Here is a 12,432-nt window from a genome sequence, read left to right as displayed (position 1 = left end):
GTTAGCCGAGATGCTCGATCTCCTGGCCCCCGGGCGCGACCTTCGTCCACAGGTCGACGATGCTCAGCTCCACCTCGGCGAGCAGTCGGCGCAGCAACGGCAGGGACAACCCCACCACTGTGCCCGGGTCACCCTCGATCCCGGTCAGGAACGCGCCGCCCAGCCCGTCGATGGTGAACGCGCCGGCAACGGCCAGCGGCTCGCCCGTCGCCACGTACGCGGCGATCTCCTCGTCGCTGATGTCGGCGAAATGCACAGTGGTCGACGCGACGGCCTCGGCCCGCGACTCGTGCGTCACGTCGATCAGACTGTGCCCGGTGTGCAGGACACCGCTGCGCCCGCGCATCCGCTGCCACCGCCGGGTGGCGTCCGCCGCGTCATCGGGCTTGCCGAGGATCTCACCGTCGAAGGCCAGCACCGAGTCACAGCCGAGCACGAGAGTGCGCTCGTCCGGCGACGGCCGCAGCCGATCGCGTACGGCCTGCGCCTTCAACCGGGCCAACTCCAGACACAGATCCTCGGCGCGCTCGCTGACCACCTGGGACTCGTCCACGCCGCTGACCAGCACGTCGGGCTCGATGCCAGCGGCCTGGAGCAACTTGCGGCGGGCGGGAGACTGCGAGGCGAGCACGAGGCGCACCGGTACGGAGGTCGACACCCCGCCGACGCTACCGGCTGACCCTCGGCGGCGGGTCGTCGGCACGTCGGCGCCGACGCCAGAACAGGTATCCGCCGCCCGCCGCCACCAGCACACCCAGGGTGGCGAGCCCGCGTACGGTCGCGCTGCTGTCGTCGCCCTTTTCCGGGGCTGCCTCCGCCGACGCCGGTGGCGTGACGTTCGAGGACTCGAAGCCGAGCGGGGGGACATCGGCGGTGAGCGCCGCTACCAGGTCGATGACGCCGTAGCCGTACTGGTCGTCGCGGCCTGGTGGTCCCTTGTCGACGGCGGTGGCGGTCAGCCGGTGGGCGACTTCCTGCGCGGGGAGGTTGGGGTACTTGGAGCGGATCAGGGCAGCAGCGCCGGCAACGATCGCCGTGGCATCTGAGGTACCGGTACCAAGCCGGTAGCCCCCATTGAGACCGGTGCTGTAGATGTCGACGGCCGGAGCGACTACGTCGATCTCCGGCCCAGCAACCGAGATGCTAGCGCGATTTCCTTGTCGATCAACCCCGCCGACAGCGATTACACCAGGCTCGCGCGCCGGATACTCCACGACAGATGAACTTGTGGTATTGCCTGCCGACGCCACGACCACGATATCTGCTTGCTGCGCGAGCTTGATTGCCTTGCGGACTTGGGCGTCCGCGGGAGCCGCAGCAGAGATGCTTATAACATCAACGCCTGCTGAGACTGCGAACTCGATCCCGCTAACCAGTTCGGCAATGTCGCCCTCTGAATTCCTGATTTTTGCCCGCACGGGCAAGACTTTGGCACCCGGAGCGACGCCGGTAGCGCCCTTGCCAGTTGGTCCGCCGTTGGCGGCGATGAGCCCAGCCATTGCTGTTCCGTGGCCGTCTGAATCCCGCTGGCCGTTAGGTGAATGGTCGGCTGTTAGGTCTATTCCGGCTAGCAGGTTCTGTTTGAGATCAGTGTGGGGTGCAACCCCTGTGTCCACTACGGCAATCACCGTCCCGGAGCCCGTGGAAAGGGAGTGTGCCTCAACTGTCCGCAGATAGGATAGGTGCCACTGCGGCTCGGGCTTCGCGGCCGCAGTGAGCGGGGTGGAGATTATTGACTCAACCGAGATGGTTGCGGCGAATACGAGGCCGCCAAGCGCCAAATTTGCCAATATTCGGCTTTGGGCTTTCCTCACCTGTTGAATCCGATGGCGGGGCCGGGGTCAATCGGTCCTTCCTCCTCTGGTGGAATAACGACAGGAGGTACTCCCTTTCGGGTGACCCAGGGGTGGTCTGGATCCCATGAGGGCTCGCGGTCCTCGGGGCGATGCGTTGCTGCTGCGCGGTTGCTTCCTCCTGTGCGCCCAAAGCCAGGAGCACCGCCAAGCGGAGACGCTCCGTGAAAACCCTCCGGGTTCGAGAATTTTCCAGATCCAGGGCGCGATCCGGCGGCGCCGGTTGGCGCCGTTCCGGCTCCTCCGCCGCCGATTACACCGCCGACCGGGTTAATTCGACGCGGGGGCACCGATGAGGCAGGCTGGCCGGCACCCGGTACTCCACCGATTAGTCCGCCTGGGTAGCTCGCGGAAGGCGGCAGCGGGCGACGAATGCCCTCTCCGTTATTCGCGGTCGTCCTTCCTAATGGCGAGGACCCGTTAATTCGCGGCGGTTGAGGTGCGCGGGCCATCGAGCCTGGCGAGCCTGGAAGTAGCGGTGGGCCGCCCAGTGCTGGATGTGATGCGGGATGGCCGGGCGTGGAGGGTGTAGCCGAGGCGGAACCCTGTGGTGCTACCGCGGTTCCGGTTGGGGCGCCCCCGAGCACTGGCCCGATCCCCGGAGGACTTGGCGTGATGGAGTTGGTCACATTGGCATTCGGCCGAGGTGTCGGGCCGCTTTCAACTGACGTTACAAATGGAGTAGGGATGATAGGCGGTATCGAGGGGACTGTTGGATCGTTTGGCAGTGCTGCCCCATCATCGCGGCCGGGCCATGTCTTGGGTGTGGGCGGGCGCTGGAGCATGACCTGGGCGTGCTGTAGCTCGCCGCTCAACCCCGTCATCAACCCGCGCGCCCGTACGTTCAACTGCTCCAAGTCGTCGTCAGTGACCGGGGGCCGTTCCGGCAACCGGCTACCCGCCACCGCCTTCGGGTCGGCGATCGTCGCCTCGTACGCCCGCTTCTGCCGCAGCCTCTTCTCGTACTCCTCGTGCAGGGGTTGCAGCTCGGCCCGCGCGCTGCCGATGGCGCGGGTGGCGGCGGCGAGCGCGTCGTAGTTCGCGGCGGCTGCGTCGTGGGTGCGCTGCACGCGGTCGATGAGCTGGTCGAGTTCGGCGATGTACGCCCGCGCGGCGGCGTTGGTCTCGGGTGGCCAGGCCTCGGCGAGGCCGCGCCGGTATTCCCGCAGCCGGCTGAGGTGGGTCAGCGCGAGGTCACAGACCTTGCGCCAACCGGCGACCTGCTTCCACTGGCCGGTGGTGTCCTGGTCCTGGAGGCACGCCCACATGCTGAGGACGTCCATCAGCCGCCAGTCGGTCAGCCCGGAGGTGCGTCCGCTGCCCCGTTCGATCACGGCAGGATCACCCGGCTCTGTTCGGGGGCGGTGGGGTCGGCCAGTGGCGGCAGCGGGCGGGCGACGGTGCTCGACGGCCCGGCGAGTGCCCGTTCGACGTCGGTGACCCGTGCGGAGGAGAACGCGTCGGCGTCGCCGTAGTGGTTGGCGATCCGGCCGGCGGCGTCGGCGAGCCGGCCGGTGGCGGGTGCCAGGTCCCACACGGCGCTGACCGCTGCCGTCTGGGTGTCGTGGTGGGCCTGGAGGAAATGGACCAGCTCGATGAAGGCGTCGGCCGGGTTCGGCACCGGGGCCTTCATGTCGTCGGCGATGTACGACAGATGCGGCGAGTAGTTGCGCGTCACCTCGTCCTGGAGGCGGTCGGCGAACTCCCGCATCTGTCGGATGTCGGCCTCGATGCCGCCGTAGCCGCGCAGCCAGCCGGCTGGCTGGTTGTCCTCCGGGATCATCGGAGCCTCCTGCCCGTCACCACACGGTTTCCCTGAGTGAGGTTAGTGGCTCAACGTGGATCCCGGCAGCCCCGCCCGGCGCCGCGGGTGGAACCAGACGTCAGCGGGGCAGGCCGGAGGCCCGCCACGCGCCGGCGCCGGCGACCGGGCCGGCGAGGGCGGGACGTGCGCTGCGCGCCCACTGCGACACGGGGGCCGGCGTGGCGGCCTGGGCCGGGCGGGTACGCACCATGATCGCGCCGACCAGAGCGGCCAGCTCCTCGGCGGTGGGCACGCCGCGGACGATCCGGAACAGCGGCTCTTCGGCAGACATGCCCCAAGGGTAACCGTCACGAATTCGACCTTCGCCGTACAGTGGCGTGCCGACGGTGTAGGCGTCGCAGCGGCCGGGTACGGTTTCTGCGATGTCGAACGCGCTCCCCCAACTCGTCGCCGACCGGTACCGGCTTATCACGCCGCTCGGTCAGGGCGGCATGGGCCGCGTCTGGAAGGCGCGGGACGAGGTGCTGCACCGGGACGTGGCCATCAAGGAACTGGTCCCGCCGCCCGGCCTCACCCCGGAGGAGCGCCGCGAGATGCGCGAGCGCTCGCTGCGGGAGGCGCGGGCGATCGCCCGGCTCAACAACGTCAACGTGGTCCGCATCTTCGACGTGCTGCGCACCGACGGCGATCCGTGGATCGTCATGGAGTACGTGGCGTCGAAGTCGTTGCAGGACACCATCGCCGAGGACGGTCCGGTCTCGTCGGCCAAGGCGGTCGAGATCGGCCTCGGCGTGCTGAACGCGCTGAAGGCCGCGCACAAGGCGGGCATCATGCACCGCGACGTCAAGCCGGGCAACGTGCTGCTCGGCGAGGACGGCCGCGTGGTGCTCACCGACTTCGGCCTGGCCACGATCCCCGGCGACCCGAACGTGACGCGCACCGGCATGGTGCTCGGTTCGCCCGCGTACATCTCGCCGGAGCGGGCGCGGGACGGCACGGCCGGGCCGGAGGCCGACCTCTGGTCGCTCGGCGCCACGCTCTACGCGGCGGTCGAGGGCAAGTCGCCGTACGCGCGTCCGTCGGCGATCGCCACGCTGGCCGCGCTCGCCACCGAGCCGCTGCCGCCGCCGCGCAACGCCGGGCCGCTCAAGCCGGTGCTCCAGGGCCTGCTGCGCAAGGACCCGGACGAGCGGATCACCGCCGAGGTGGCGGAGCGCATGCTGCGCAAGGCCGCCGGTCGCCGGGCCAAGGGCATTTCACTGCTGGACGGCGTACGCCGGCCGGGGCCGAACGGTCCGCGCGTGCCGCGCCCGCCGCTGGTGCCGGCGCCGCGCCCGGCCGACCAGGCCGAGCGCGCGGCGACCTCGGTCTCCGGGGCCGCCACCGGGGGTACGGCCGCAGCCGTCGACCCGACGGCGAAGGTGGCGGCGCCCACCTCGGACGCCGGCCCGACGGCGAAGGTGGCTCCGCCGGCCGCCGATCCGACCACCAAGCTCGACCCGGCGCCCTCCACCGACGAGACCCGGGTGGACGACGAGGCCCCTGTCGACGGCGTCGACCCGGCGCTGGACGAGACGCGGCTCGACGGCGAGCCCGTCACCGACGCCCCGGCGCCGGTCAGCCCGGCCGTGTCCGGTTCCGCACCGGTCAGCCCGGCTCCGGTGCAGGAGGCGCAGTCGACCGGCCGGGCCACGGTGCTGCCGGTCGAGAAGTCCGCGCCCAACCGGCGCAACCTGCTGATCGGCGCGCTGGTACTGCTGCTGCTGGTCGGTCTGGTGGTGGCCGTGCCGCTGCTGAACAACGGTGACGACGGCGACGGCGGTCAGCCGACGGCCGGCACCTCCGCGTCGGCGGCGCCGCCGCCCGCGGCGAGCGAGAGCGCGTCCCCGAGCGCCCCGGCGACCAGTGCGTCGGCCAGCCCCACGCCGTCGGCCAGCCCGTCGGCGTCCGGGGCCGCGTTGCCGGCCGGCTGGCGTCTCTACACCGGCCCGAACGGCTTCAAGGTGCCGATCCCGAACGGTTTCGAGGCGCGGGTCCGCAGCGACAACGTCGTGCTCTATGAGGTCGGTGGCGCTCGGCGGGTGCTGTTCATCCAGTGGACGCCGAACCCGAAGAAGGACGCGTACGCGGACTGGAAGAGCCAGGAGTCGAGCCGGCGCAACTTCGTGCGCAACTACAAACTGGTCGGCATCACCAAGTGCGACCCCTACTTCCGCACCTGCGCCGACTGGGACTGGCTGGAGACGCGCAACGGCGACACCCGCTTCCACGTCCGCAACCGTGGTGTGGCGACCGCCAGCAACCGGGGCTTCGCGCTGCGCTGGGAGGTCCCGGCGAAGGACTGGGACGCCAACCTGGCGAACTGGGAGATCATCACCAAGGGCTTCGTGCCGGACCGCCAGAACTGACCGGGAATCCCGCCGGTCACGAAACTCGCTCGCATGGCTTTCCGTCCTCGGGGGTATGAATCCTCCGACGACGGAAGGAGGCGCGACATGGGTTACCGACGCAGGGACACCGGCCCGCGGCTGGCACTGTGGATGCTCGTTGCGCTCGGCGACGTCGTGCTGCTCCTGATCGCCGCCGGCCTGTCCGCGCCGGTCGCGGTCCTCGGTGTGCTGACCCTCACGATCGCGGGTGTGGCGGCGTGGCGCTGGATGCGCCGGACGCCCGTGCCGGCCTCCGCGCGCCGCAGAGCCTGAGCCACGTACGACGCGACAGTGGGACCGCCTCGCACGGAGGCGGTCCCACTGTCGTAAGCCGGTGGATCAGGTGTTGTTGGCCAGGGCGATCAGCCGGCTGCGGTCACCGTTCCAGTAGTTGCGGTCCACGTTGCCGCTGATCCCGGAGACGGAGCCGGTGCTCGTGTACTGCCAGAAGCTGTAGAACGGAGCACCGGCCGGCAGGGTGCCGGGCGAGCTGGCCCAGCGGGCGATCCACAGCGGGTGGTTGGCCCACGGGCCGCTCCAGCTGCCGGTGCACTGGTTCCACCAGCTCGTCGTGGTGTAGATGACCGCGTACCGGCCGGTGCGGGAGCGGTAGGTGTTGAGGAAGTCCTGGACCCAGTTGCGCATGCCGGTGGTGCTCAGGCCGTAGCAGTAGCCGCCGCTGTACGGGTTGCCCTCCAGGTCCAGCGCGGCGGGCAGCGTGCGGCTGTCGGCCGACCAGGCGCCGCCGTTGCTGGCCAGGTAGTTGGCCTGGGTGGAACCGGCGGAGATGTTCGGCCGGGCGAAGTGGTATGCCCCGCGGATCACCCCGGCGTTGTACGCGTTGACGTAGTTCGCGTTGAAGTTCGGGTCCTTGTAGCTCGTGCCCTCGGTGGCCTTGATGAAGGCGAACTGGATGCCCGCGTTGCGCACGCTGGTCCAGTTGATGCTGCCCTGGTAACGGGAGACGTCGATCCCGGGCGTGGTCGCGGCGGCGGCCGGTCCGGCGGTCGCCACGAGGGCCACGGCCGCGGTGGCGGCGGCGGCCAGGCCGGCAGCGAGGAGCCGGCGTACGGAGAGTCTGGTACGGGCCATGGTTGCCTCCAGAGGAACGTCCGTTTATTGACGCCCATCTTTGGAGCTTAGTGCCCTAGATCGCAATAGGGAGCAAGGAAATTTTCATCGACGCCCATCGTTCGCCCAGGTGGCGCGTCGTTTGCGGATCAGCGGAGCGCGCTCGGGTCCATCGCCCAGCGGAACGGCTCGGTGACACTGAGCGTCTCACCCGCCTTGGCCACCGCGTCCTCGACGTAGTGCGCGCCGTCGAGCCGGTGCAGCCGCAGCGAGTGGCTGTCGCCGTCCTGCTCGTGCGAGCTGTAGGGCTCCAAGGGAGCTGCGCTCACCGACCTCACCTCCGCTCCGGCGCCTCGTCCGATCAGTCTCACACTCTATGAGACTCGGCCGGTCGAACGACACGGCTCGGGCCGGTAGGCTCCCCGCCCATGCCCCTGATCGACGGCCTCACCACGCTCTGGGACACGCTGACGAGCGCCCAGCCGGACCCGCCGCCGCTGCTGGTGGTGCTCACCGCCGTGGTCGCGCTCGCCGTGGTCGCCACCCGGCTGCCGTGGCGGATCGCCCGGAACGCGGTCACCATCGCGCACGAGGGCGGCCACGCGCTCGTCGCGCTGCTCACCGGCCGCCGGCTGCACGGCATCCGGCTGCACTCGGACACCTCCGGGCTGACGCTCTCCGCCGGCCGCCCCACCGGGCCCGGGATGATCCTCACGCTGCTCGCCGGGTACGTCGCGCCGTCGCTGCTCGGCCTCGGCGGCGCGTGGCTGCTGGCCGGGAACCGGATCACGCTGCTGCTGTGGCTGGCGGTGGCGCTGCTGCTCGCCATGCTGGTGATGATCCGCAACCTGTTCGGCGTGCTCTCGCTGCTTGTCACCGGCGGGGTGGTGCTCGCCGTCTCCTGGTACACCTCGCCCGAGGTGCAGGCCGCGTTCGCCTGGACGTCGGTCTGGTTCCTGCTGCTCGGCGGCGTACGACCGGTGTTCGAGCTGCACCGGCAACGCGCCCGGGGCCGGATGCCGCAGTCCGACGCCGACCAGCTCGCCCGGCTCACGCCGTTCCCGGCGCTGTTATGGGTGGGCGTGTTCCTGCTGGTGAGCGTGGGCGCGCTGGTGGTCGGCGCGCTGCTGCTGGCCGGTCCGATCCTGGCCGACGCGGGGCTCACCGCCTGACAAGCGGCGTATCCGGCGGGCGAGGCCACATAGGGGCAGAATCGGACCCGTGCGATATGTGATCATCGGAGCGGGCGCGGTCGGCGGCACCATCGGCGTACTCCTGGCCGACGCCGGCCACGACGTGACGCTCGTGGCCCGCGGCGCGCATCTGGACGCGCTGCGGGAGCGGGGTCTGACGCTGCGCACGCCGGAGCGTGAGGTCATCGGCCGGCTGCCGGCGGTGGCCGGGCCGGACGGCCCGCCCCTGCCGGCCGACACCGTGCTGGTGCTCACCGTGAAGTCGCAGGACACCGTGGCGGCGCTGACGGCGTGGGCGGACGCGCCGGTCGAGGGCGGCGGAACGGCGGGCGAACGGCTGCCGGTCGTGCTGGCCCAGAACGGCGTGGCGAACGAGCCGGCCGCGCTGCGGCGCTTCGCCCGCGTACACCCGGTGTGCGTGTGGCTGCCCGCCACCCACCTGGAACCGGGCCTGGTGGTCGCCAACGGGCATCCGCACCCGGGCATGCTGCACATCGGCCGCTACCCGAGCGGCGCCGACGACACCAGCCGGGCGGTCGCCGCCGACCTGACCTCCGCCGGGTTCGTCGCGCCGGTGCGCGACGACGTGATGCGCTGGAAGTACGGCAAGCTGCTCGCCAACCTCGGCAACGGCCTCCAGGCGCTGCTCGGCCGGGACGTGCCCGAGGCCCTGTCGAAGCGGGTACGCGCCGAGGGCGAGGCGGCGCTCGCCGCCGCCGGCATCGCGCACACCACCGTCGAGGAGGAGGCCGCCGAGCGCGGTGACCTGGTGTCGCACCGGCCCGTCGGCGGCGAGGAGCGCTCCGGCGGTTCCACCTGGCAGAGCCTGGCCCGGGGCGCGGGCTCGGTCGAGACCGACCACCTCAACGGCGAGATCGTGCTGCTCGGGCGCCTGCACGGCGTACCCACCCCGGCCAACGCGGTGGTGCAGACCGCCGTCCGCCGGGCCGTCCGCGACCGGATCCCGGCCGGCGGCTTCCCGCTCGGCGAACTCGAGAAAATGATCGGCTGAGCGGGCAACCGCACCAGGCACGCCAGGCGTGTCCCCTGCGACCGTCACTCGGGAGGTAGCAGGTGCCGGACGTCGACGGATTCGACGAGTTCTACCGGGGCAGCCGACAGCGGCTGCTCGGCTTCGTCTACGTGCTCACCGGCGACCTCGCCGAGGCGCAGGACGCCGTGCAGGAGGCGTACATCCGGGCCTGGCAGCGGTGGTCCACAGTGCGCGGATACGACGACCCGGAGGCATGGGTGCGGGTGGTGGCGAGCCGGATCGCGGTGAGCCGCTGGCGCAGCCTGCGCAGCCGGGCGCGCGCCTATCTGCGCCATGGCGCCGAGGAGAGCATGCCGGCGCCGAGTACCGACACGGTCGAGGTGGTGGCCGCGTTGCGGCGGCTGCCCGAGGAACAACGCGTCGCTCTCGCGCTGTACTACCTGCTCGGCATGCCGGTCGCCGAGGTGGCCCGGGAGACCGAGGCCCCGGTCGGCACCGTCAAGGCCCGGCTGTCCCGGGGCCGAGCCGCCCTGGCCGAACTGCTCGCGGTAGTGGATCTGGAGGAGCCCGCCGATGCGTGACGACGACCTGGCGTTCATCGACGTGATGCAGCGGGACCTGCGCAACGTCCGCTGGGCGGAACCGGCCGAGCTGCGGGCACGTGCCCGGCGCCGCAGCCGCCGCACGGTGGCCGCCGCGGCGGTGGCGGTGCTCGCACTCTCCTCCGGGGCCGCGTTCGTGGCCTCCGGGCGTGCCGCCTCACCAGCGCGGGCCCCGGTCGCCGCCAATCCGTCGGCGACGCCGTGGAGCGCCACGGAGGTGCCCGCCGAGGCGCTGCTGCAACCGTCCGACGTGCGGCCGGCCGGCACCACGCCGTGGAACGACTCCGGCCTCGACGAGGAGATCCAGCTGGACAAGATGCTGGAGGTCTGCCGGCAGGAGCAGGGCCTGCGGACGGAGTGGGTGAAGTCCCGCTACTCGCGGTCGGTGACCCTCCTGCGGAAGCGGCCGGGCGCCGGTGACCAGTCGGCCCCGCAGGCGGTGGTCCTGCAGGATGTGCACCGGCTGGCGCCGCGGGACGGCGAGCGGCTCTTCGACGAGCTGCCCGCGCTGCTCGCGCCCTGCCGCACGTGGCGGTTCACCGGCCCGGTGGAGTTGAAGGGCAAGCGGGTCCAGGCGGAGGTCGTCCACTCCTGGCAGACGGTCGACAGCGGCTTCGCCGGCGACGAGTCGGTGCTCGTGCGGCACGCCGTCGGGCAGGGCCGGCGGCTGGACACCGGGGCGCGGCTCGGTGACGGGACCCCGCCGAAGGAGCAGGTGGTGGTGCGGGTCGGTGACCTCGTCACGGTGCTGAGCACCGGACCGGGCGGCGACGAGGTGACACTGCGGGACCTGGCCCGGGTCGCGGCCGAGCGGCTGTGCCGCGCCACGAACCCGGGCTGCTGACGCCGGTGCCCCCGCCACCGAGGCGGCGGGGGCACCCGACGTACTACAGCGGGATGTTGCCGTGCTTCTTCGGCGGCAGCGTCTCGCGCTTGGTCCGCAGCACCCGCAGCGCCCGCACGATCTGGGTACGCGTCTCGTGCGGCGGGATCACGCCGTCCACGTAGCCGCGCTCGGCGGCGATGTACGGGTTGGCGAGCGTGTCCTCGTACTCGGCGATCTTCTCGGCCCGGACCGCGGCCGGGTCCTCGGCGTTCGCCAGCTCCGAGCGGTAGAGGATGTTCACCGCGCCCTGCGCGCCCATCACCGCGATCTGTGCGGTCGGCCAGGCGAAGTTCAGGTCGGCGCCGAGGTGCTTGGAGCCCATCACGTCGTACGCGCCGCCGTACGCCTTGCGGGTGATGACTGTGACCTTCGGGACGGTGGCCTCGGCGTACGCGTAGATGAGCTTCGCGCCGCGCCGGATGATGCCGTCCCACTCCTGGCCGGTGCCGGGCAGGAAGCCGGGCACGTCCACGAAGGTGAGCACCGGGATGTTGAACGCGTCGCAGGTGCGCACGAACCGGGCCGCCTTCTCCGACGCGGCGATGTCGAGCGTGCCGGCGAACTGCATCGGCTGGTTCGCCACCACGCCCACCGGGCGCCCCTCGACGCGACCGAAACCGACCACCATGTTCTGCGCGTACAGCGGCTGCACCTCGAGGAACTCGCCGTCGTCGAGCACGTGCTCGATGACCCGGTGCATGTCGTACGGCTGGTTGGCCGAGTCCGGGATCAGCGTGTCCAGCTCCCGGTCCTCATCCGTGACGTCGAGGATCGCGGGCGCGTCGAACACCGGCGGCTCGTCCAGGTTGTTCGACGGCAGGTACGACAGCAGCGCCTTGACGTACTCGATCGCGTCCTCCTCGTCGGTGCCGAGGTAGTGCGCGTTGCCGCTGCGGGTGTTGTGGGTACGGGCGCCGCCCAGCTCCTCCATGCCGACGTCCTCGCCGGTGACCGTCTTGATCACGTCGGGGCCGGTGATGAACATGTGCGAGGTCTGGTCGACCATGACGGTGAAGTCGGTGACCGCCGGGGAGTAGACGGCGCCGCCCGCGCACGGGCCCATGATCAGCGAGATCTGCGGGATGACGCCGCTGGCCCGCACGTTGCGGAAGAAGATCTCGCCGTAGAGCCCGAGGGACGTGACGCCCTCCTGGATCCGCGCGCCGCCGGAGTCGTTGATGCCGACGACCGGGCAGCCGATCTTCATCGCGAGGTCCATCAGCTTGACGATCTTCTCGCCGAAGACCTCGCCGAGGGAGCCGCCGAAGACGGTGAAGTCCTGCGAGAAGACGCAGACCTGCCGGCCGTCCACGGTGCCGTAGCCGGTCACCACGCCGTCCCCGTACGGGCGGGTCTTCTCCAGCCCGAAGTTGGTCGAGCGGTGCCGGGCGAACTCGTCCAGCTCGACGAACGATCCCTCGTCGAGGAGCATCTCGATCCGCTCGCGGGCGGTCTTCTTGCCCCGCGCGTGCTGCTTCTCGACCGCGCGTGCCGACCCGGCGTGCACCGCCTCGTCGAGCCGTCGCTCCAGGTCCGCCAGCTTGCCGGCGGTCGTGTGGATGTTGAACCCGGTCTCGGTAGTCACCCGTGGAATATAACGATGGTTCAGGTGTCTGAGGCTGTGCAGTACGCCTCATCC

General features: G+C 71.0%; 14 protein-coding genes. 7 read left to right on the top strand and 7 right to left on the bottom strand.

Annotation, left to right across the window (positions count from 1 at the left end; genetic code table 11):
• Nucleotide 1 precedes the first annotated feature (1 nt).
• Together O7542_RS21785 and O7542_RS21780 are read right to left on the bottom strand one after the other, a co-directional pair.
• Nucleotides 2–658, bottom strand: a complete 657-nt coding sequence (locus tag O7542_RS21785) for a Maf family protein (RefSeq protein ID WP_043326679.1) — start codon at nucleotides 656–658, stop codon at nucleotides 2–4.
• A gap of 10 nt (nucleotides 659–668) precedes the next feature.
• The gene (locus O7542_RS21780; protein WP_281606495.1) at nucleotides 669–1,628 is read right to left on the bottom strand and encodes a S8 family serine peptidase; all 960 of its coding nucleotides are present in this window, start codon (nucleotides 1,626–1,628) and stop codon (nucleotides 669–671) included.
• Between the two features lie 1,092 nt (nucleotides 1,629–2,720).
• Between O7542_RS21780 and O7542_RS30545 the strand changes: the two genes are divergently transcribed.
• Nucleotides 2,721–2,891: a hypothetical protein gene (locus tag O7542_RS30545; RefSeq protein WP_181373755.1), complete on the top strand. Its 171-nt coding sequence runs from the start codon at nucleotides 2,721–2,723 to the stop codon at nucleotides 2,889–2,891.
• A 292-nt stretch (nucleotides 2,892–3,183) separates the two neighbouring features.
• Here O7542_RS30545 and O7542_RS21770 read toward each other — a convergent pair whose 3' ends face one another.
• Both O7542_RS21770 and O7542_RS21765 read right to left on the bottom strand, forming a co-directional pair.
• Complete coding sequence (locus O7542_RS21770) at nucleotides 3,184–3,636, bottom strand: hypothetical protein (RefSeq protein WP_113972043.1); 453 nt, start codon at nucleotides 3,634–3,636, stop codon at nucleotides 3,184–3,186.
• A 100-nt stretch (nucleotides 3,637–3,736) separates the two neighbouring features.
• Nucleotides 3,737–3,949, bottom strand: a complete 213-nt coding sequence (locus tag O7542_RS21765; RefSeq protein ID WP_030501250.1) for an acyl-CoA carboxylase subunit epsilon — start codon at nucleotides 3,947–3,949, stop codon at nucleotides 3,737–3,739.
• A gap of 91 nt (nucleotides 3,950–4,040) precedes the next feature.
• Here O7542_RS21765 and O7542_RS21760 point away from each other — a divergent pair, with 91 nt between their 5' ends.
• Nucleotides 4,041–6,026 carry a serine/threonine-protein kinase gene (locus O7542_RS21760; protein ID WP_166455848.1) on the top strand — a complete coding sequence of 662 codons (1,986 nt, stop codon included), beginning with the start codon at nucleotides 4,041–4,043 and terminating at the stop codon, nucleotides 6,024–6,026.
• Between the two features lie 87 nt (nucleotides 6,027–6,113).
• Nucleotides 6,114–6,320: a hypothetical protein gene (locus O7542_RS21755; RefSeq protein ID WP_043326669.1), complete on the top strand. Its 207-nt coding sequence runs from the start codon at nucleotides 6,114–6,116 to the stop codon at nucleotides 6,318–6,320.
• Nucleotides 6,321–6,386: 66 nt separating this feature from the next.
• On the opposite strand, the gene O7542_RS21750 is transcribed toward O7542_RS21755, so the two are convergent.
• Entirely contained in the window at nucleotides 6,387–7,139 is a 753-nt protein-coding gene (locus O7542_RS21750) for a GH25 family lysozyme (protein WP_043326667.1), read from the bottom strand.
• Nucleotides 7,140–7,267: 128 nt separating this feature from the next.
• Nucleotides 7,268–7,447 (bottom strand): hypothetical protein, encoded by a 180-nt coding sequence (locus O7542_RS21745; protein ID WP_233514584.1) that lies wholly within the window; start codon nucleotides 7,445–7,447, stop codon nucleotides 7,268–7,270.
• Between the two features lie 99 nt (nucleotides 7,448–7,546).
• On the opposite strand from O7542_RS21745, the gene O7542_RS21740 reads away from it, so the two are divergent.
• From O7542_RS21740 to O7542_RS21725, 4 genes are all read left to right on the top strand, one after another.
• Entirely contained in the window at nucleotides 7,547–8,290 is a 744-nt protein-coding gene (locus O7542_RS21740) for a M50 family metallopeptidase (RefSeq protein WP_166455849.1), read from the top strand.
• A gap of 49 nt (nucleotides 8,291–8,339) precedes the next feature.
• The gene (locus O7542_RS21735; protein ID WP_166455850.1) at nucleotides 8,340–9,323 is read left to right on the top strand and encodes a ketopantoate reductase family protein; all 984 of its coding nucleotides are present in this window, start codon (nucleotides 8,340–8,342) and stop codon (nucleotides 9,321–9,323) included.
• A gap of 62 nt (nucleotides 9,324–9,385) precedes the next feature.
• The gene (locus tag O7542_RS21730; RefSeq protein WP_043326656.1) at nucleotides 9,386–9,886 is read left to right on the top strand and encodes a SigE family RNA polymerase sigma factor; all 501 of its coding nucleotides are present in this window, start codon (nucleotides 9,386–9,388) and stop codon (nucleotides 9,884–9,886) included.
• Nucleotides 9,879–10,751 carry a hypothetical protein gene (locus O7542_RS21725; protein WP_166455851.1) on the top strand — a complete coding sequence of 291 codons (873 nt, stop codon included), beginning with the start codon at nucleotides 9,879–9,881 and terminating at the stop codon, nucleotides 10,749–10,751. The genes O7542_RS21730 and O7542_RS21725 overlap by 8 nt, the downstream gene beginning before the upstream one ends.
• A 43-nt stretch (nucleotides 10,752–10,794) precedes the next feature.
• Here O7542_RS21725 and O7542_RS21720 read toward each other — a convergent pair whose 3' ends face one another.
• Nucleotides 10,795–12,378 carry an acyl-CoA carboxylase subunit beta gene (locus tag O7542_RS21720; protein WP_069087137.1) on the bottom strand — a complete coding sequence of 528 codons (1,584 nt, stop codon included), beginning with the start codon at nucleotides 12,376–12,378 and terminating at the stop codon, nucleotides 10,795–10,797.
• Nucleotides 12,379–12,432: the final 54 nt, after the last annotated feature.

The organism is Micromonospora sp. WMMC264 (genome assembly GCF_027497275.1).
GTDB lineage: Bacteria > Actinomycetota > Actinomycetes > Mycobacteriales > Micromonosporaceae > Micromonospora > Micromonospora chalcea.
The sequence above is the reverse complement of the archived record's forward strand: the minus strand, read 5'-3'. Positions and strand labels throughout refer to the sequence as shown.